Genomic DNA, 18,582 nt, shown 5'->3' with positions numbered 1-18,582 from the left:
GCGGCTTTCAAAGGTCGAACTTCAGCTCGGCGCTGTAGGTGCGTTGCGGATAGGGATGGAAGTTCCAGTACTCGGCGTTGTTCAGGTTGTCGATGCCGATGGCCGCCGACCACTGCTTGCTGATCGCATAGCGCAGCCGCAGGTCGGTGGTGAAGTAGCGCGAGAAGCCCTGGTAGGCCATGCCGTGGCCGTCGCTGTTGTCCAGCGTGCCGTACTGGGTGCTGCCGTAGCGCGCGCCCAGGCTGGTGGACCAGCGCTCGCCCGGCCGCCAGGTGGCCAGCAGGCTGCCGCGCCAGCGTGGCACCCGCGGCTGCAGCTTGCCCACGCTGGCGGCGAAGCCGTCGTTGCGCAGGATGCGAGAGTCGGCGAAGGTCAGGCTGGCCAGCAGGTCGAAACCCTTGGCCAGAACGTCGGTGCCCTCGAACACGGCTTCGACGCCGCGGGTGCGGATGCGGCCGACGTTCTGCGTGCTGCTGACCAACGGCTGCGTGCCGGCGATGGCCTGCGAATACAGCGCATCGCGCGTGCTTTCATGGAAGACCGAGGCGCGCACGCGGTGCAGGCCCAGGCTCCAGGTGGAAGCCAGCTCGGTGGTCCATGAGCGCTCGGGCTTCAGGTCCGGGTTGTTGACGGCCGGTGTGTCGGCTGGCGTGCCCTGGAACAGCTCGCCCACGGTCGGAAAGCGCACCGCGCGGCCGGTGGCCAGCCTGAGCGACCAGTCGGCCGAAGGCTGCCAGCCCAGCGCCAGCTTGGGCGAGGTGGCGTGCTCGCTGCGCTCGTCGAAGTGCACCGGCGCGCCGCTGCCCACGGTCTTCTCGCCGCCCCAGGCCCGCCAGTGCTCGAAGCGGGCGCCGACCAAGGCCTTCCACTGCGGCGCGATCGTCCATGCGTCCTGCAGGTAGGCACTGCGCAGCCGGGTGTTGCCGGCAAAGCCGCTGGACGGAGTGGTGGCGCCGCCGTCGATCCAGTCCTCGGTGTTGTCGATCGCCTGGCGCCAGCGGTGCTGCGCCTGCTGCAGCCCGAATTCCCACTGGTGCGCGCCGCCCGGCCGCCAGATGGCATCGAGCGACAGCGTGTCCCAGCCGGTGCCTTCCAGGTCGGTGAGGCGGCCGGCACCACCCGCATCGGCCGCGGGCTTGGCGACGGTGGGCGCGCGCTGCCGGTCCTGCTGGTAGGCATACCCGCTGGCGGCCAGCCGCCAGTCGAAGGCGCCGCCGGTGCGCTGCTGCAGCGTCAGGCCCTGCATCAGGTGCTGCAGGCGGTCGCGGCTCTGGTTGAAGTCGCTGGCGGCCAGCGTGTAGCTGCGGCCATCGATGGCCACGGTGCCGGCATACATCGGGTTGCCCGCGGCGTCGCGCAGGTCACTCTGCGACTGGCCCACCGCCTGATTTCGCCACAGCCCGGCCACGTAGGTGGCCCGCAGGCCGGGCGCGACGTCGTAGGCCAGCTTGAGCTTGGCCTGGTCCTGCTGGGTGCGGTATTGCGTGGCGCTGCCCAGCAGCCACCAGGGCTGGCCGCTCTTGTCGCGGCCGGCCACCGCGCCGGTCACCGGCATGGCGGTGGCGGTGCTGCCGCCCTGCGAGAGCAGCCGGGTCGGGAAGGTGAGCGGCTGGCCTTCGCTGTCCATCCGGCTGGCCGACAGCCACCACGACCAGGCACCGCTGCGGCTGCCAAGCGAGGCACTGGTCTGCCAGCCGGTGTAGGTCTCGTGCGTGCCGTACAGGTCGAAGGGCTGGCTGAACACGCCCACCTTGGCATGCGCCTCGAACCGCGTCGGCATGCGGGTGACGTAGTCGACCACCGCGCCCACCGAGTTGCCCGGATAGGCAGCCGAGAACGGGCCGTAGAGCACGTCCACCCGCTCGATCTCCTCCGGCTGCACCAGGCCCCAGCGCGGCGTGAACTGCGCGCCGTTGCCCAGGTAGTTGGACAGCAGGATGCCGTCGGCGAACACCATCGAGCGCGCGCTGTTGCCGGTGCCCGAGGCGCGGCTGGACAACACCGCATGGTTGTAGTCGCCGATGTAGCGCTTGCGCACCAGCAGGCTGGGCAGGTACTTCAGCGCATCCTCGCTGTCGGTGGCGTTGATCTTCTCGGCGATCTCGGCCGCGGTGATGCCCTCGATGGTGGTGGGCAGGTGGGTGGGCAGCGAGCTGGGACGGCCGCCCACCACTTCCACGATGGCGGCCTCCGCCGCCTGGCCCCAGGCGGGGCACGACAAGGCCAGCGCACCCAGCGCGGCCCTTTGCATCTTCTTCTTCACGAAAGCGGACTCCTGAACGCATGCCAGGCGCCGCGGCAAGGCGCACGCGGGCTGGCGCAAACGCGGGCCGGCAGCGCGCACTCAGGCGCGGCGGCGGCGCACGGGCGGTGCGGGTTCAGGCGAAGGAAGGTGGGCCGCGCGACAGCGCATGCCGCCACGCATGCAGCGTGTGCGGCGCCTGCAGGAACAGGCGCGGCAGCTCGTGCGCGCGCTCGTCCGGCAGGAAGACGGCCACCGGCGGCGCCGGCGGCAGGGCATGGCCGAGCTGCGACAGCGCGCAGAACGGGCAATGCGCCATCAGGTGGTCGGCCGCCTCGGAAGGGCTGCCCGGCGCGGCCTTGAAGCCGCTGGCCGAGCAGATCTGCGTCCACGGCTGCGGGCCCTGCACTGCGGCCACCGCCTGCGACACCGTGGGCACCAGCGACAGCCACAGCATCGCGGCAAGCGCGAGCCAGGCCGAGCGGCGCAGCAGGTGAAGGCGGAAGGCGGTGATCACGGGGCAGCGATGTTAGATCAAGGCCGCTGGGGATAATGGGCCATGAGCATCCAGACCGACGACTTCGGCGCCGCCGCCCTGCCCTCGCGCCGCGTGGTGAGCGCCGCGCCGTCGTCGCCGAACGAGGAGGCGATCGAGCGGGCGCTGCGGCCCAAGGGCCTGGCCGAATACGTGGGCCAGGCCAAGGCCCGCGAGCAGCTGGAGATCTTCATTGGCGCGGCCAAGAAGCGCTCGGAGGCGCTGGACCATGTGCTGCTGTTCGGCCCGCCCGGCCTGGGCAAGACCACGCTCAGCCACATCATCGCGGCCGAGCTCGGCGTGAACCTGCGCCAGACCTCGGGCCCGGTGCTGGAAAAGCCCAAGGACTTGGCGGCCATCCTCACCAACCTCGAGAAGAACGACGTCCTGTTCATCGACGAGATCCACCGCCTGTCGCCGGTGGTGGAGGAAATCCTGTATCCCGCGCTGGAGGACTACCAGATCGACATCATGATCGGCGAGGGCCCGGCCGCCCGCTCGATCAAGCTCGACCTGCAGCCCTTCACGCTGGTGGGCGCCACCACCCGCGCCGGCATGCTCACCAACCCGCTGCGCGACCGCTTCGGCATCGTGGCGCGGCTGGAGTTCTACACGCCGGAGGAGCTCGCGCGCATCGTGCACCGCTCGGCCGGGCTGCTGAATGCGCCGATCGACGCGGCCGGCGCCGCCGAGATCGCCCGCCGCTCGCGCGGCACGCCGCGCATCGCCAACCGGCTGCTGCGCCGGGTGCGCGACTATGCCGACGTGAAGGGCAGCGGCCGCATCGACAAGCCCATCGCCGACCTGGCGCTGGCCATGCTGGACGTCGACCCGCACGGCCTGGACGTGATGGACCGCAAGCTGCTGGAAGCCGTGGTGCACCGCTTCGACGGCGGCCCGGTGGGCCTGGACAACGTGGCCGCGGCCATCGGCGAGGAAAGCGGCACGATCGAGGACGTGATCGAGCCCTACCTCATCCAGCAGGGCTACCTGCAGCGCACGCCGCGCGGGCGCATCGCCACGCTGGCCGCCTACCGCCACCTGGGCGTGGCCCCGCCGGCCAACGGCGGCGCCGACCTGTTCAGCGGCACCTGAGCGCCGGCCGAGAACAGCGGGCGCCCGGCCCGCCTGTTCCATCGACTGCAGACCGCCGCCTCGCGCGAGGATGGCGGCGTGCCGCTCGTCGGCCGTCCGCTGCCGTTGATCCGCGCTGCCCGACCGCCCGCTCAAGTTGCGGCAGGGCGCACCGAAACCTGGATCGAACGCGGCGAGAGCCGCACCGGCGTCCACGCCCACTCCAGGAACTTCCGCATGCCTTCGCACCGCCAGCACGGCTTCACCCTGATCGAACTGATGGTGGCCGTGGCCATCGTGGCCATCCTGTCGGCCGTGGCCTTGCCCGCCTACAACAGCTACGTGATGCGCTCGCGCGTGCCGCCGGCGCTGGATGCGCTGTCCGCCCTGCAGGTGCGGCTGGAGCAGCGCTTCCAGGACACCGGCAGCTACGCCGGTGCGCCGGGCGTCTGCGGGGCGACGAATCCGACGATCGCCAACTTCACCGTCACCTGCGCACTGAACGGCACCAACGGCTTCACCGCCACCGCCACCGGCACCGGCCCGATGGCTGGCTACACCTACACCGTCAACCAGGCCGGCACGCGCGCCACCACCGCCCACCCCAAGGGCGCCAACACCACCTGCTGGACCACCAAGGGCACCACATGCGACAGCTGACTCACTGCAGCGCAGCCCAGCGCGGGTTGACGCTGGTCGAGCTGATGGTCACCGTAGCCATCAGCGGCATCCTGATGATGGCCGGCCTGCCCTTCCTGGGCGACTACCTGAACAACTCGCGCCTGCGCGAAGCGGGCAACACCGCTCTCAGCAGCGCGCTGTATGCGCAGAGCGAAGCCATCAAGCGCAACGGCCGCGTGCGGCTGGTGATCGACGGCAGCACCGTGCAGGTGATCGACCGCGTGGGCCTGGCCGCCGCGGCCGAAGGCACCGTGCTGCGCACGACGATCCTGCCCGACGGCATACGGTTGGCCAGCGTCACCATGGTGGACTTCGGCAGCGAAGGCCGCACCTGGCCCACCGGCACCAGGCAGACCTTCAACTTCGGCAAGAGCGGCCTCACCTGCTCGGCGGACGTCCGCTGCCCGGGCCTGGTGGTCGAGGCCGGCGGCTCGGTGCGGTTATGCGCAGACCAGACCAACTGCGGCAACTGAGCCCGCGGCGCCGGCAGGCGCGCGGCTTCGGCATGCTGGAGGCGCTCATCGCCATGGTGGTGCTGGTGTTCGGCCTGCTCGGCATGTCGCGCTTCCAGGCCAAGGTGGTGAAGGCCGGCACCGACGGGCAGGTGCGGCTGCAGGCCCTGGCCATGGCCGACCAGCTGGCCAACCTGGCGCAGATCGACACCGCCGCCAATGCCCCCTGCTACACGCTGCCCGCCGTGGGCGCCTGCGGCAGCCCGACCGGCCGGCAGTCCGCCACCAACTGGCGCACCCGCGCGCTGGCCACGTTGCCGGGCGCGCCCACGGCCACGTCGGTCTACGACGCGAACACCGGCCGGCTGACCATCCGCCTGACCTGGACCGGCAAGCTGCAGCAGGAGCTGGGTGAGGCCGATTCCGTTTCCCCTGCCGTGGAGGTGGTGACCGATGTTCGCCCGACGCCGCTCTGATCGCCGCGCCGCCCAGCGCGGCCTGTCCATCGTCGAGCTGATGATCGGCATCGTCATCTCGCTGCTGGTCGGCCTGGCCGCCAGCAGCAGCGCGATGGTGTTCGGCGCCATGCAGCGCCAGGGCCTGAATGCCGGCAGCGCCGTGGTCAGCAGTGCCACCACGCTGGCCTCGCTGAAGGAGGACGCGGCCCAGGCCGGCCTCGGCTTCTTCGGCAACGGCATCTACATGTGCAACGGCCTGAACCTGCGCGTGGGCACCACGGTGCTGGACCAGGCGGTGTTCTCGCCGGTGTCCATCACCCGCGCCAACGGCAACGACCAGTTCGACTTCCTGTACGCCACTGCCGTGGCCGGCGGCGCCAACGTGGCGCTGCAGACGGCCTCCAACCTCGGCGCGGCCGAGCTGCAGAGCTACCTGCCGGCGGCCGTGAACGATGCGGTGCTGCTGGCCCCGAAGGAGCCCGGCGCGCCCTGCACCGTGCGCACCGTCACCGCCGTGGCCAATTCCACGGCCACCACGCCGCAGCGGCTGACCTTCGGTGCCGACGCCACCCACAACCAGGGTCCCGCCATCACCAATCCCGCGCTGTATCCGATCGGCTCGCGGGCATCGTTGCTGGGCGGCGTGCAATGGCACCGGTACCGCGTGGTCAACGGCAACCTGCAGCTCGAGCTGCCGATGCGGACCGGCGACGACGCCACCGCCGTACTGGTGCGCAACGTGGTGGCCCTGCGGGTGCGCATCGGCATCGTGGGCACCACACTCACCGACAAGGCGATCACCGACTGGGTGGCGCCCACCGCCGCCGCCCCCGGCGGGGGCACCTGGGGCCAGCCGCGAGCGACGGACCTGGCGCGCGTGCGTGCGCTGCGCGTGACGCTGGTCACCCGCAGCCCGCAACCGGAGATGCCCAAGGGCAGCGGTGGCTGCGAGGCCACCACGACCAACTCGCTTCGGCTGTTCGAAGACGACGCGGACACGTTCACGCCGGCCAACGTCGGCACCACCTCCTGGCAGTGCTATCGCTACCGCAGCAGCGACCTGGTGATCCCGCTGCGCAACTACATCGTGGGGCTGCCATGAGGCGCGCACCTTCCGCCGGCCACCGGCCGCGGCGCCAGCAGGGCGTCACGCTGATCGTGGTGCTGGTGCTGCTGCTGGTGATGCTGCTGGGCGGCCTGTCGATGGCGCGGATGAGCGAGGTGGGCACGCTGGTGGCGGGCAACGTCTCCTTCAAGGAACGCGCGGTGCAGGCTTCCGAGGTGGGCATCAACACCGCCTTCCAGCGGGTGGCGGCCCTGGCCAACACCGATGCCGACATCGGCACCTGGTATGCGGCGCAGCTGCGTGCCACCGACGCCGACGGCGTGCCGCTGGACATCGACTGGGCCGCCGCGCCCGAGGTGCGCGTGGGGGCCAACAACGAGTTCAGCGTGCGCTACTTCGTGGACCGCCAGTGCAGCACCACCGCCATCACCGAACCACAGCGCCAATGCCTGCTGCGGCAGGCCGACGCACCGCAAAGCGCTGCTGCCTCCAAACAGGAGGACACCGGCTACGACCCGCCGGCCGGCCGCCAATTCCGCATCACCACCCGCGTGACCTTCCTGGGCCGCGATGGCCGGGACGACGTGGCCACCTTCGTGCAAGCGCTGGTCACCAAGAAGTGAGACTTCCATGAAGCCCCTTGCCCGTTTTGCCGTCGCCTGCACCGCGCTGGCCGGCCTGCTCCTTGGCGTGGCCTCGCATGCCACCGACGTGGCCAAGCGCCCGCTCAAGGCGGACCTGAACGTCAAGCCCAACGTCATGTTCGGCATGGACGATTCCGGCTCGATGGACTGGGAGATCCTGATCAGTGCCTACAACGGCATCCTGAACTGGAACCTGGGCAACAAGACCTACTGGAGCAGCGGCGCCTTCCTGGCCAAGGGCGACTACTACATGAGCTACCTGTTCCCGAACGGAACGGGCATCGGTGCCAAGCAGTTCTACGACGACGAATCCCTGGGCCGCGCCGTGCCGCCTTCGCCGCAGTTCGCGGTGATGCGCTCCAGCGCCTTCAACCCGCTGTACTACAACCCGGCCATCACCTACGAGCCGTGGAAGCCGGCCTACCACGACGGCGCGCTACAGACCTACGCAAACGCCTCGCCCACGGCCGCCAAGTCGCATCCTGCGCTGCCCGCCTCGGTGACGATGGACCTCACCGCCGACCAGACGGCCACGATCTACTACCGCACCGGCATGCTGCGGCCGAACGGCACGGTGGGCAACAACTCGGCCAACGTCGCCACCACCTACTACCCCGCCACCTACTGGGTGGTGGACCCCAGCTGCCCCGGAACCACCCCCCGCCTGGAATGCGGTGACGGACTGGAACGCCAGCTGCGTGAAGGCACCCGACGACCGCATGCTGCGCAAGGTGGAGATCAAGCGCGCCAACTACGCGGACGACGCCAGCCATGCCGCCGCGCTGCAGAACTTCGCCAACTGGTGGAGCTACTACCGCAAGCGCAAGCTGATGCTGGCCGGCGCCATGGGCAGCGTGCTGGACAACCTGACCGGCATGCGCGTGGGCGTGATGGCCTTCAACCGGCGCAGCGGCAACGTGTCCATGTACGACAGCGACGCCACCGACGACGCGGCCAACCGCCGCCGCGTGGCGGGCAGCTTCTACACCAACCCGGCGGACAGCGGCACGCCCACGGCCACGGCGCTGAAATACATCGGCGAGCAGTACAAGACCAGCCCCAACGCCATCCAGTACTCCTGCCAGCGCAACAACGCCTTCGTGGTGACCGACGGCTTTGCCAACGACACCGCCGCGCCCCCGGCCTACGACAAGGCCACCTACGGCACCGGCTTCCCGTTCGCGCCCACCAAGGCCAACTCCATCGCCGACGTGGCGCTGGCCTACTACACGCTGGACCTGCGCAACAACCGCCCCACCTCCGGCGCCGGCTACCCGTTGTCCAGCGGCCGCGTGCCGCTGGCCAACCAGGCGGTGGCCAACCCCGACCGCAATCCCAACCTGCACATGAACACCTACGTCATCACGCTGGGTGTGAAGGGCACGGTCTGGCCCAGCATCACCGATCCGTTCACCACCACCTTCACCTGGCCCGATCCGCAGCCGGACACGCCCAGCGCCATCGACGACCTGTGGCACGCCACCATCAACGGCCGCGGCCAGATGTACAAGGCCGACGACCCGACGCAGGCGGCGCGCGCCATCCAGCAGGGCCTGAACGACATGCTGAACCAGCTGGGCGCGCAGTCCGACGTGTCGGTGAACACGGTGAACCTGGCGCGCGGCGACGGCAAGGCCTACCTGGGCAAGTACACCTCGTCCATCTGGACCGGCGACATCACCGCCAATGCCATCAACACCAACACCGGCTCCATCACCGCCACGCCGACCTGGTCCGCCGCGCAGCGCCTGGCCGTGCGGCCGGCCGACCGGCCACGCGTGATCGCGACCAGCGTGGGCGGCGTGCGCAAGGCATTCACGGCAGACAACGTGGGCGCCACGCTGTCGGCCACCGATGGCGCCGGCCTGACCGCCTACCTGCGCGGCGACCGCACCGGCGAAGGCACCAAGTACCGCACGCGGGGAGCGCTGATCGGCCCGGTGCTGTCGGCCAAGCCGGTGGTCTCCACCGCGCCGAAGGTGGTGTTCGCCGCCTCGGGCGAAGGGATGATGCATGCCTTCGACAGCGAGACCGGCGACGAGCTGTGGGCCTACGTGCCCGGCAGCGTGCTGCCCAACATGGCCAGGACGGCCCGGCTCAACTACTACTTCGAGACGCTGCTGGACGGCACGCCCACCATTCGCACCGTGGCCGGCAAGCGCTACCTGGTGGCCGGCCTGGGCTCAGGCGGCGCGGGCTACTACGCCATCGACGTGAGCGAGCCGCGCGACCTGACGGAGACGGGCCTGGCCAGCAAGGTGCTGTGGGACATCGGCCATGGTGGCGACTTCGTGCTGGGCCAGTCGCTGGGCCGGCCGCTGCTGGTGGAAACCAGGTCGTACGGCACCGTGGTGCTCTTCACGCAGGGCTACAACGGCAGCACCGACGGCAAGGGCCGCATGTACATGGTCAATGCCGACAACGGCGCCCTGCTGCACACCTTCGTCGCCGATGGCGGCGGCACAGGCGACCTGGGCCTGGCCCAGATCAATGCCGCAGTGGAAGGCGACGGCAAGTCCGTCCATGTGTATGGCGGCGACCTGCAGGGCAACGTCTGGCACTTCGACCTGGAAGCCAAGACCGCCGTGCGGCTGGCCAAGCTGCTGAAGAACAGCATCGCCCAGCCGGTGACCACCGCGCCGGAGATCATGTTCAACGGCAGCGACCGCATCGTGCTGGTGGGCACCGGCCGCATGCTCGGCTCCAGCGACTTCGGCCGCGCGTCGGCCGAGACCTTCTACGCCATCAAGGAAGGCGCCGAACTGGCCGACGCGCGCGCCGGCCTCACCCAGCGCACGCTGCAGACGCAGTCCGACGGCACGGTGGACGCGGTGGGCAGCAGCTTCACCTGGACATCGTCACGCGGCTGGTACGTGGACATCCCCGGCAACCTCCAGGTGACCACCGATCCCACCATCGCCTTCGGCGCGGTGAGCTTCGTGGCCAACAAGACGCTGGTGTCGGAGTGCTCGGGCAACTCCACCCTGTTCGTGCTGGACGTGCTGACCGGCCTGAACGTCAAGGGCATGAACTTCGCGGCGATGAGCCTGGGCCAGACCTCGTCTTCCGGCGTGACGCTGCTGCGCACCAGCGGCGACCTGGGCGACCGCATCGTGGCGCAGTTCCAGCGCGGCGACGGCACCTCGCCCGAGCCGCCTCAGGAAGTGCCGCTGAACTTCGGCGTGGACAACCGCAAGAACGCCTGGCGGCAGATCCGCCGCGGCGACAACAACTAGGCCAGCGGCTGGGCCACCCCGTCGAGGTGGCCGGTGTCGCTCCAGCCCACCAGGGTGAGGCCGCCTTCGGTGTGCAGCAGGCGGTTGATGCTGGCATTGCCCACCTGCCAGGTGCGGGGCGCATCCAGCGCCAGCCGCGTGGCAGCGCGGTACAGGCAATCCAGCACGCCGCCGTGCGACACCAGCGCGATGCTCTGGCCGGCATGGCGCAGCGCCAGCCGCTGCACCGTCTGCACGATGCGGCCATAGAACTGTTCCAGCGTCTCGCCGCCCTCGGGCCCGAACCCGGGCTCGCGCTTGCGCCAGCGGCGCGCCTCGTCGGGCCAGCGCTGCTCGATCTCGTCGAAGCTGAGGCCTTCGAAGCAGCCGAACTGCCGCTCGCGCAGGCCGCTGTCGGCCACCACCGGCAGGCCCTTGGGCTCGGCAAAGGCCAGCGCGGTGTCGAAGGCGCGGCCCAGGTCGCTGGCATACACCGCATCCAGCGGTTCGTCGGCCAGCGCCTGCGCCAGCTGCGCCGCCTGCCAGCGGCCCTTGTCGTTCAGCGCGATGTCCGTGTGGCCCTGGATGCGGGCACCGACGTTCCAGTCGGTCTCGCCATGCCGGATGGCGATCAGCCGCGTGGCCCGCTGCTCGGTCACTGTCCGACCAGCCGCTTGTTGAGCGTGTAGGTGCCCGAATGCATCACCTCGCCCAGCACGTGCGGCGCCATGGCTTCGCGCACCTGCTGGCCGGTGAAGGCGCCTTCCACCGGCAGCCGCTCCACGTCCAGCGCATACAGCGTGAACACGTAGTGGTGCACCAGCGAATCATTGAACGGCGGGAACGGGCCGTCGTAGCCGAAGTACTGGCCGGCCATCTCGGCGTTATCGGCAAACCAGCCGGTGTAGTCGTTCAGGCCGTGGCGCGCGCCGTGGAGCGTGGCCGGGCCCGGCTTGCCGCGGGCGGTGAAGCCGTTGCTGAACTCGCCCTCGGCGATCTGCGTGAGCGAAGGCGGCAGGTCCACCAGCACCCAGTGGAAGAAGTCCACGCGCGGCAGGTCGGCGGGCACCTCGCGGTCGGCCTGGTTCACGTCCTCGCCGCTGCTGGGCACGTCGAAGTCGTGGCACACCAGCGCCAGCGACAGCGTGCCGTCCGGCAGGTCGCTCCAGGCCAGGTGCGGATTGACGTTGTCGGAAAAACCGACGCCACCGGTGGCCTCGAGCCGGCCCGCGGCATGGCGCGGCGGAATCGGTTCACCGTTGGACCAGCTGTCGCTCCAGATCTTCATGTGCTCGCTCCCTTTGCTGTGGCTGTGTTCATTGGCCCCACACCACCGGCACGTCGGCCCGCTGGCTGCGCTCGATCATCTCGATCAGCGGCCACGCGCGCTGGCGCAGCGTGACCACGCCCTCGCGGCTGCCACGCGGCGTGTCATCGGCCTCGGCGTCGGGCTCGGCGGCGGCCTGCCGGCGGGCGTCCTCCTCCTCCACCGCGGCGCGCAGCGCGGCCACGGCGGCGGGCATGTCCGCCACTTCCAGGATGCCCTTGGCCGACGGCTCGCGGCCGATGAGGCGAAGCACCTGGTCCCCGTTCGGGCCCATCATGATCACGTCGCTGGCCGCCTTGGACTTGAACTTGTAGATCATCGGTAGATGTACTCACGATTGAACGGGAACGCCGATTGTGCCCCGCGCATCGTGCCCGTCTCCATCTGCCCGTCGGGGCGCGCGGCCAGCATCTGGTGCAGCGACAGCCAGCCGCGCTCGAAGGCCATCGCGCTGCCCGCCAGGTACAGCCGGTAGGCGCGCACGATGCGCTCGTCGGTCAGGCGGCGGGCCTCGGGCAGGTGCTGCTCCAGCGCGTCCGACCAAGCCCACAGCGTGCGCGCGTAGTGCGGCCGCAGGTTTTCCACATCCACCATCTCCAGCCCGCTGTCGGCCATCACCTTCAGCACATGCGAGACGTGCTGCAGTTCGCCACCGGGGAAGATGTAGCGCTCCACAAACTCGCCGATGCCCGCGCCCAGCTGGTGGTTGCGGGTGCCGCCGGCGGTGATGCCGTGGTTCATCAGCAGGCCGCCCGGGCGCAGCAGCCGCCACAGCTTGTCGAAGTACGCCGGCAGCTGCGCATGGCCCACATGCTCGAACATGCCCACCGAGGAGATCTTGTCGAAGGGCTGTGCCTCCGGCAGCTCGCGGTAGTCCATCAGCTGCATGTGCACCTGGCCCTGCAGGCCGCGCTGCTCGATCAGCCGGTTGACGTGCGCATGCTGGTCGCGCGACAGCGTGATGCCGGTGGCCTGCACGCCATAGTGCTCGGCCGCCCACAGCAGCAGGCCGCCCCAGCCGGCGCCGATGTCGAGGAAGCGCTCGCCGGGCTGCAGCATCAGCTTGCGGCAGATGTGGTCCAGCTTGGCTTCCTGCGCCTGCGCCAGCGTCATGCCGGCTTCGCGGTAATAGGCGCAGGAGTACACGCGCCGCTCGTCCAGCCACAGCGCATAGAAGTCGTCGCAGACGTCGTAGTGGAACTCGATCTGGCGGGCATCGGCCTGCGGCGTGTGGCGCGCCAGCGAGCGGCTGCGTCGCAGCAAGCCATGCCACCAGCCCAGCGGGCCGGGCGGCGGGGCACCGGCGCGCCGGGGGTCGGTGTCCAGCAGCTCGGCGGCGGCGGCCATCACGTCGCGCGGGCGGCCTTCGATCTCCAGCCGCCCTCTCACGTGGTCCTCGGCCACGCGGCCGATCTCGCCGCTGGCCAGGTGCTTCAGCGGCCCCAGCTCCTTCAGACGCAGGATGAGGGCGGCCTGCCCGGGCCCCAGGCGGCGCCCGCCCGGCAGGTGGACCGCCAGCGGCACCGGCAGGCGGGCCAGCTTGGCTTCGACGACGTTCTCCAGAGGATTCATCGCGGTGCTTCAGAAAAACTGCACGTGCGCAGACTTTATGAAGAAATGCCGCGGCCTGCAGCAGCGGCCCGCGACTGCCGCGACCGGTTCAGGGCGTTGGCGGCAGCCGCTCCAGCAGGGCCTGCGGTTCCAGCGCCGGCGCGAACAGGAAGCCCTGGTACATGTTGCAGCCGATGCCGGCCAGGAAGTCCCGCTGGGCGGGCAGCTCCACACCCTCGGCCACCACGCGCAGGCCCAGGGCATGGGCCATCTGCACGATGGCGCGCACGATGGCGGCATCACTCTCGTCGTCGGGCAGGCCGCGCACGAAGCGGCGGTCGATCTTCAGCGCATCGATCGGGAAGCGCTTGAGGTAGGCCAGGCTGGAGTAGCCGGTGCCGAAGTCGTCGATGGCCAGCCGCACGCCGAGGGCGGCCAGGGCCTGCAGCCGCTCCAGCGCCTCGGCGGCGTCGCGCACCAGGATGCTCTCCGTCAGCTCCAGCTCCAGCAGTGCCGGCGGCAGCTGGGCCTGCGCCAGCGCGCGCGACACGCGGGTGACGAAGCCCGACTGCTGGAACTGCAGCGCCGACACGTTGATGGACACCGGCAGCACCCGCCCGGCACGGTGCCACTGCGCGGCCTGAGCCACCGCCTCGCCCAGCACCCAGTCGCCGATCTGCACGATGAAGCCGCTGGCCTCGGCCACCGGGATGAACTCGCCGGGGAGATGTCGCCGTAGTGCGCGTCCTTCCAGCGGATCAGTGCCTCGGTGCCCACCACGCGGCCGCTGGCCAGGTCCAGCTGCGGCTGGTAGTGCAGCCGGAAGCGCTGCTGCGCCAGCGCCTGGCGCATGGCGTGGTCCAGCCGCACGCGCTTGCGCACTTCGTCGTCATGCGTGTTGGCGTGATGAAAGCGGAAGCCGGCGCGCCCGCCGGCCTTGGCCGCCTGCATCGCGGTCTCGGCGCGGCGCAGCAGGTCGTGCGCGCTGTCGGCGGCGTCGGGGAACAGCGCCACGCCGATGCTGCAGGTGAGCGTGAACTGCGCGCCTTCGATTTCGTAGGGCGCCTCGGTGGCGCGCAGCACGCGGCGGGCCGCATGCTCGGCCGCCTCGGCGCCGGCATGGTGCACCAGCACCGCGAACTGGTCGCCGCCGACGCGGCCCACCAGGTCGCCGCCGCGCAGCGCATGACGGATGCGCTGCGACACCTCCACCAGCACCCGGTCGCCGATACCCTGGCCCAGGCTGTCGTTGATCTGCTTGAACGCATCCACGTCCAGCAGCAGCAGCGCCAACCGGCCGTGGCGGCGCTGCGCCTCGGCGATGGCGGCGGCCAGCTTCTGCGTCAGCTGGCGCCGGTTGGGCACGCCGGTCAGGGTGTCGATGGTGGACAGCGTCTCGATGCGCTGGTCGGCGGCCAGGCGCTCGCTGAGGTCGCGGAACGACCAGACGCGGCCGATGGGCCGGCCGCGGCTCCATTGCGTGTGCATCACCCGCTCCAGCACCTGGCCGCTGCGCAGCACGATGCGGTCGGTGGCGGGCACCAGCGCGCCGCGCTCGATGGCCTGCAGCTGCCGCTGGTAGGGCTCGGGCTCCTGCACGTTGTCCAGCATCCAGGCGTACACCGCCTCGTCCTGGCCGCCCGCCAGGTGGTCGGGCAGCCGCCACAGCTGGGTGAAGCGGCGGTTGAAGGCGCGGATGCGGCCGTCCAGGTCGGTGACCAGCAAGCCGTCGGCGGTGGATTCCAGCGTGGCGCGCAGCTCGGCGATCAGCGTGTCGCGCTCGTCCAGCGCGCGGCGCTCGGGCGTCATGTCGCGCAGCGAGACCACCAGCAGCCCCGGCTCGCCGGGCAGGTCCACCCGGTGGATGCGGCGCTCCACGTGCAGCGGCTGGCCGTCGGCCTGCAGCAGCAGGGTGCGCGAGAGCAGCTCGGTGTCGCCGCCGGGGCCCTGCAGGCCGGCCCAGAAGGCCAGGTCCTCCGGCGTGTCCAGCAGGGCTTCCGCCAGCTGGCCCACCACGTCGGCCCGCGTGCGGCCCAGCAACGCCAGCGCCGGCGCATTGATGGCCAACACGCGCAGCGTGTGCGCGTCCACCAGCCAGGCAGGCTCCCACAGCGCGTCCACCAGCGCGAGCGTCTGGCGCGACAGCGGGCCTTCGCCGGGAGCCGCTTGCATGGCCAGCGCCCGCATGCTCACTCGGCCGACCCTTGGTCGGCGAGTTCGTCTTCCCGCTCGGGAAACTCCATCTCCGACTGGGGCACGGGCTCGAAGTAGTAGGTGATGCGCTGGCGCGGCGCCAGGTATTCCATCGCCGCGGCCGGCAGCTGGCCGGCCTTCAGGCTGCGGCGGATGCCCAGCGCGGGCTCCGCCTCCAGGTTGATGTGCAGCGCCTCGTCGCGCGGGGTGCCGCTGTCGTGCACCAGCACCCGCGGCTTGAGCGGCCGCGCCGAGTTCACCGCCACCACGATGGCGTAACGCTCGTCGGTCAGCTGCACTACCGAGCCCGGCGGGTACACGCCCATCATGCGGATGAAGGCATTGAGCATCGTCGCGTCGAACTTGTGCTTGCCCTGCGCGAACATCAGCGACAGCGCCTCGTGCGGCGTCAGCGCCCGCGCCGGGGAGACCGGGTTGCACAGGTTGTCGTAGCGGTTGACCAGCGACACGATGCGCGCCGCGGTGGTCATGCGGTCCATGTTCAGCCGCTGCGGAAAGCCGCTGCCGTCGGCCTGCTCATGGTGCTGGGCGATGGCCAGCAGCGCGCCGGGCGTCAGGCCCATCTTGCGGCCGATGGTCACGCCGTGCGACACATGCTCCCGGTACACCTGCGTCTCGGCGCTGGTGAAGTGGTCCTCCAGGTGGCGCACGCGCGAGGGCAGCTCCACCTTGCCGATGTCGTGCAGCAGCGCGCCCATGCCCAGGTCGTGCATGTCCACCTCCGACAGGCCGAACAGCTTGCCCATCAGCAGCGCGATCACGCTGACATTGAGCGAATGGGCGGCGGCGCGGTCGCCGGCCGTCTCCGTCAGCAGGCGGATCGACAGCTCGCGGTTGGCCAGCATCTTCTGCACCAGCGCCTGGGTGAAGGCCTCGGCCCGCTCGCGCGCGCCCGTGGGGTCGCTGAGCACCATGCCGGTGGCGGTGCGCCAGGACTTCAGGGCCTCGGCGTACTGGCGCTCGCACTGCAGCATGGCTTCACGCTGCAGGGCCAGCGCCAGCCGGCGGCGCCGACGCTCGGCCTGCTCGGGGCTCTCGGCCTGGGTGACGTCGGCCTCGCCGGCCTGGGAGTCCAGCGGCGCAGATTGCGCGGGGTCGCTTCGCTCGGGGCTCCAGCGCACGCGCGTGAGGCCCAGGCTGCGGATGGTGGCGATCTGCTCGTTGTCCCCGATGCGGAAGCTACTCAGGGGAAAGGGGTGCGACATCCAGCCGAGGTCGAGGTGCACGAACATCCCGATGCGCAGTTCACTGACGTCGATGGTGGCGGCGGACATGGGCTACGGCACTGACAGAGTTGTTACCGTTGTCGGCGCTTGCGGCGCGGAACTTGATGGTCGCGCACCCCGGCTCAGCGCTGTATGCGGGTTGACAGCACGATCGCCGAGGTGGTGCGCTCCACGCCCTCCAGCGCGCCGATGCGGTCGATCAGCGCATCCAGCGCGCCGATGGAGGCGGCCGCCACCACCGCGATCAGGTCGTACGGGCCGCTGACCGACAGCAGCGTGCGCACTTCCGGAATGCGCCGCAGCGCCGCGGTGATGCCGGCGCCCTGCTTCGGTCCCGCGATCACCATCACATGGGCGCGTACCAGCGCGGCTTCCGCCTCGTCGGGCACCACCACGGTGTAGCCCGCAATGGCGCCGCCGCGCTCCAGCCGCTGCAGCCGGCTCTGCACGGTGGTGCGGGCAATGCCCAGGCGCCGGGCCAGGTCGGCCGCGCGCAGGCGGGCGTTCTCGCGCAGCAGCGCCAGCAGCGCGCGGTCGGTGTCGTCGAGCAGGGGCGGGGCAGGCATTACGCCAATATATGCCGGCGATGTGACCGGATGGCAGGTGCAAGTCGTCGGTCTGGTGGCTGCATCCGGGCGCAGGCTGGTCGAACATGCCGCCATCATCGAACCCGGGAGAAACCCATGAAGGACGTGCTCGTGATCGGCGCCGGCAAGATCGGCCAGGTGATTGCCGGCCTGCTGGCGGACAGCGGCGACTACCGCGTGACGCTGGCCGACCGCTCCCCCGCCGCACTGGCGGACGCCGTACCCAGCGGCCCCCGCCTGCAGGCGCTGGCGCTGGACGTGGCCGACACCGCCGCCCTCCAGCAGGCGCTGCAGGGCCGCTTCGCGGTGCTGAGCGCCGCGCCCTGGCAGATGACGGTGCGCATCGCCGAGGCCGCGCGCGCCGTGGGCGTGCACTACTTCGACCTCACCGAGGACGTGGCCAGCACGCGCCGCATCCAGGCGCTGGCCCAGGGCGCCGGGCATGCCTTCGTGCCGCAATGCGGCCTGGCGCCGGGCTTCATCTCCATCGCCGCGGCCGACCTGATGCGCCGCTTCGAGCGGCTCGACACCGTGCGCCTGCGGGTGGGCGCCCTGCCCGTCTACCCCAGCAATGCGCTGAACTACAACCTCACCTGGAGCACCGACGGCGTCATCAACGAATACATCCAGCCCTGCGACGCCATCGTCGACGGCCGCCGCACCGAAGTGCCGGCACTGGAGGAGCGGGAGGAGTTCTCGCTGGACGGCGTGCTCTACGAGGCCTTCAACACCAGTGGCGGCCTGGGCACGCTGTGCGAGACGCTGGAAGGCCGGGTGCGCACGCTCAACTACCGCAGCATCCGCTACCCCGGGCATGCCGCGCTGATGAAGGCGCTGCTGCACGACCTGCGCCTGAAGGACCGTCGCGAGGTGCTGAAGGACATCCTGGAGAACGCGCTGCCCGCCACGCTGCAGGACGTGGTGATCGTCTTCGTCACCGTCACCGGCTGGCGCGAAGGTCGCCTGCAGCAGGACACCTACGCCCACAAGATCTACGGCGCCGAGGTGGCCGGGCAAATGCGCAGCGCCATCCAGCTCACCACCGCCAGCAGCCTGTGCGCGATGCTGGACCTGCTGGCCGAAGGCCGGCTGCCGCAGCAGGGCTTCGTACGGCAGGAAGACGTGGCCCTGGCCGACTTCCTGTCCAACCGCTTCGGCGCCGCCTACGCCCCGTCGGCAGCCGTACCGGCAATGGCGCGCGCGGCCTGACGTTCCGGCGGTCGAGCCGCCTCCCGATCAACCCTGATGCCGCCGCGCCTTGCTGGCGCGGCGGCTTTTACGTGTCTAAAATGTTCTTTAAAAGAACGTTG

At 70.6% G+C, this 18,582-nt stretch carries 16 protein-coding genes and 1 pseudogene; 8 read left to right on the top strand and 9 right to left on the bottom strand.

Translation table 11 applies throughout. The annotated features are described in order from the left end of the window. Positions 1 to 7 precede the first annotated feature (7 nt). Positions 8 to 2,263, bottom strand: coding sequence for a TonB-dependent receptor (locus LRS14_RS15540; protein WP_257800087.1), 2,256 nt, complete (start codon positions 2,261 to 2,263; stop codon positions 8 to 10). A gap of 115 nt (positions 2,264 to 2,378) precedes the next feature. After that, a complete protein-coding gene (locus tag LRS14_RS15535; RefSeq protein ID WP_052736015.1) occupies positions 2,379 to 2,759 on the bottom strand; it encodes a DUF2946 domain-containing protein in 381 nt (126 codons plus the stop codon). A gap of 42 nt (positions 2,760 to 2,801) precedes the next feature. On the opposite strand from LRS14_RS15535, the gene ruvB reads away from it, so the two are divergent. The 7 genes from ruvB to LRS14_RS15495 all read left to right on the top strand — a co-directional run bounded on the left by ruvB (position 2,802) and on the right by LRS14_RS15495 (position 10,388). Next, positions 2,802 to 3,872, top strand: a complete 1,071-nt coding sequence (gene ruvB, locus LRS14_RS15530; RefSeq protein WP_046110941.1) for a Holliday junction branch migration DNA helicase RuvB — start codon at positions 2,802 to 2,804, stop codon at positions 3,870 to 3,872. Positions 3,873 to 4,088: 216 nt separating this feature from the next. After that, positions 4,089 to 4,511, top strand: coding sequence for a prepilin-type N-terminal cleavage/methylation domain-containing protein (locus LRS14_RS15520; protein WP_046110940.1), 423 nt, complete (start codon positions 4,089 to 4,091; stop codon positions 4,509 to 4,511). Continuing rightward, positions 4,499 to 5,005, top strand: coding sequence for a GspH/FimT family pseudopilin (locus tag LRS14_RS15515; RefSeq protein WP_257800086.1), 507 nt, complete (start codon positions 4,499 to 4,501; stop codon positions 5,003 to 5,005). The genes LRS14_RS15520 and LRS14_RS15515 overlap by 13 nt, the downstream gene beginning before the upstream one ends. Beyond that, on the top strand, positions 4,975 to 5,460 hold the full coding sequence (locus LRS14_RS15510; RefSeq protein WP_157039395.1) for a pilus assembly protein PilV: 486 nt from the start codon (positions 4,975 to 4,977) through the stop codon (positions 5,458 to 5,460). The genes LRS14_RS15515 and LRS14_RS15510 overlap by 31 nt, the downstream gene beginning before the upstream one ends. Next, positions 5,438 to 6,544 (top strand): PilW family protein, encoded by a 1,107-nt coding sequence (locus LRS14_RS15505; protein ID WP_257800085.1) that lies wholly within the window; start codon positions 5,438 to 5,440, stop codon positions 6,542 to 6,544. The genes LRS14_RS15510 and LRS14_RS15505 overlap by 23 nt, the downstream gene beginning before the upstream one ends. Further along, positions 6,541 to 7,131 carry a PilX N-terminal domain-containing pilus assembly protein gene (locus tag LRS14_RS15500; protein ID WP_257800084.1) on the top strand — a complete coding sequence of 197 codons (591 nt, stop codon included), beginning with the start codon at positions 6,541 to 6,543 and terminating at the stop codon, positions 7,129 to 7,131. Before LRS14_RS15505 ends, LRS14_RS15500 begins: the two co-directional genes overlap by 4 nt. A 695-nt stretch (positions 7,132 to 7,826) precedes the next feature. Continuing rightward, positions 7,827 to 10,388 (top strand): pilus assembly protein, encoded by a 2,562-nt coding sequence (locus LRS14_RS15495; RefSeq protein WP_257800083.1) that lies wholly within the window; start codon positions 7,827 to 7,829, stop codon positions 10,386 to 10,388. On the opposite strand, the gene LRS14_RS15490 is transcribed toward LRS14_RS15495, so the two are convergent. The 7 genes and pseudogenes from LRS14_RS15490 to LRS14_RS15460 all read right to left on the bottom strand — a co-directional run bounded on the left by LRS14_RS15490 (position 10,385) and on the right by LRS14_RS15460 (position 17,251). Next, positions 10,385 to 11,026 (bottom strand): histidine phosphatase family protein, encoded by a 642-nt coding sequence (locus LRS14_RS15490; RefSeq protein WP_257800082.1) that lies wholly within the window; start codon positions 11,024 to 11,026, stop codon positions 10,385 to 10,387. The two genes, LRS14_RS15495 and LRS14_RS15490, sit on opposite strands and share 4 nt — an antisense overlap. Further along, positions 11,023 to 11,655 (bottom strand): YbhB/YbcL family Raf kinase inhibitor-like protein, encoded by a 633-nt coding sequence (locus LRS14_RS15485; protein ID WP_257800081.1) that lies wholly within the window; start codon positions 11,653 to 11,655, stop codon positions 11,023 to 11,025. The genes LRS14_RS15490 and LRS14_RS15485 overlap by 4 nt, the downstream gene beginning before the upstream one ends. A 28-nt stretch (positions 11,656 to 11,683) precedes the next feature. After that, positions 11,684 to 12,013, bottom strand: coding sequence for a DUF1840 domain-containing protein (locus tag LRS14_RS15480; protein ID WP_046110933.1), 330 nt, complete (start codon positions 12,011 to 12,013; stop codon positions 11,684 to 11,686). Beyond that, on the bottom strand, positions 12,010 to 13,266 hold the full coding sequence (locus LRS14_RS15475) for a class I SAM-dependent methyltransferase (protein WP_257800080.1): 1,257 nt from the start codon (positions 13,264 to 13,266) through the stop codon (positions 12,010 to 12,012). The genes LRS14_RS15480 and LRS14_RS15475 overlap by 4 nt, the downstream gene beginning before the upstream one ends. A gap of 88 nt (positions 13,267 to 13,354) precedes the next feature. Beyond that, positions 13,355 to 15,054, bottom strand: a pseudogene (locus LRS14_RS15470) (putative bifunctional diguanylate cyclase/phosphodiesterase). Positions 15,055 to 15,434: 380 nt separating this feature from the next. Then, positions 15,435 to 16,733, bottom strand: coding sequence for an HD-GYP domain-containing protein (locus LRS14_RS15465; protein WP_046110931.1), 1,299 nt, complete (start codon positions 16,731 to 16,733; stop codon positions 15,435 to 15,437). 74 nt (positions 16,734 to 16,807) lie between these two features. Then, positions 16,808 to 17,251, bottom strand: a complete 444-nt coding sequence (locus LRS14_RS15460) for an Lrp/AsnC family transcriptional regulator (RefSeq protein ID WP_257800079.1) — start codon at positions 17,249 to 17,251, stop codon at positions 16,808 to 16,810. Between the two features lie 117 nt (positions 17,252 to 17,368). Here LRS14_RS15460 and LRS14_RS15455 point away from each other — a divergent pair, with 117 nt between their 5' ends. Continuing rightward, positions 17,369 to 18,481: a saccharopine dehydrogenase family protein gene (locus LRS14_RS15455; RefSeq protein ID WP_257800078.1), complete on the top strand. Its 1,113-nt coding sequence runs from the start codon at positions 17,369 to 17,371 to the stop codon at positions 18,479 to 18,481. The last annotated feature ends 101 nt before the right edge of the window (positions 18,482 to 18,582 follow it).

Origin of the sequence: Aquincola sp. J276 (assembly GCF_024700035.1) — a bacterium.
GTDB lineage: Bacteria > Pseudomonadota > Gammaproteobacteria > Burkholderiales > Burkholderiaceae_C > Aquincola > Aquincola tertiaricarbonis.
The sequence above is the reverse complement of the archived record's forward strand: the minus strand, read 5'-3'. Positions and strand labels throughout refer to the sequence as shown.

Coding starts and splice junctions, on each gene's coding strand:
- LRS14_RS15455 (WP_257800078.1), top strand. CDS start 17,369: ATGAAGGACGTGCTCGTGATCGGCGCCGGCAAGATCGGCCAGGTGATT.
- LRS14_RS15515 (WP_257800086.1), top strand. CDS start 4,499: ATGCGACAGCTGACTCACTGCAGCGCAGCCCAGCGCGGGTTGACGCTG.
- LRS14_RS15520 (WP_046110940.1), top strand. CDS start 4,089: ATGCCTTCGCACCGCCAGCACGGCTTCACCCTGATCGAACTGATGGTG.
- LRS14_RS15465 (WP_046110931.1), bottom strand. CDS start 16,733: ATGTCCGCCGCCACCATCGACGTCAGTGAACTGCGCATCGGGATGTTC.
- LRS14_RS15485 (WP_257800081.1), bottom strand. CDS start 11,655: ATGAAGATCTGGAGCGACAGCTGGTCCAACGGTGAACCGATTCCGCCG.
- ruvB (WP_046110941.1), top strand. CDS start 2,802: ATGAGCATCCAGACCGACGACTTCGGCGCCGCCGCCCTGCCCTCGCGC.
- LRS14_RS15475 (WP_257800080.1), bottom strand. CDS start 13,266: ATGAATCCTCTGGAGAACGTCGTCGAAGCCAAGCTGGCCCGCCTGCCG.
- LRS14_RS15500 (WP_257800084.1), top strand. CDS start 6,541: ATGAGGCGCGCACCTTCCGCCGGCCACCGGCCGCGGCGCCAGCAGGGC.
- LRS14_RS15505 (WP_257800085.1), top strand. CDS start 5,438: ATGTTCGCCCGACGCCGCTCTGATCGCCGCGCCGCCCAGCGCGGCCTG.
- LRS14_RS15480 (WP_046110933.1), bottom strand. CDS start 12,013: ATGATCTACAAGTTCAAGTCCAAGGCGGCCAGCGACGTGATCATGATG.
- LRS14_RS15460 (WP_257800079.1), bottom strand. CDS start 17,251: ATGCCTGCCCCGCCCCTGCTCGACGACACCGACCGCGCGCTGCTGGCG.
- LRS14_RS15510 (WP_157039395.1), top strand. CDS start 4,975: ATGCGCAGACCAGACCAACTGCGGCAACTGAGCCCGCGGCGCCGGCAG.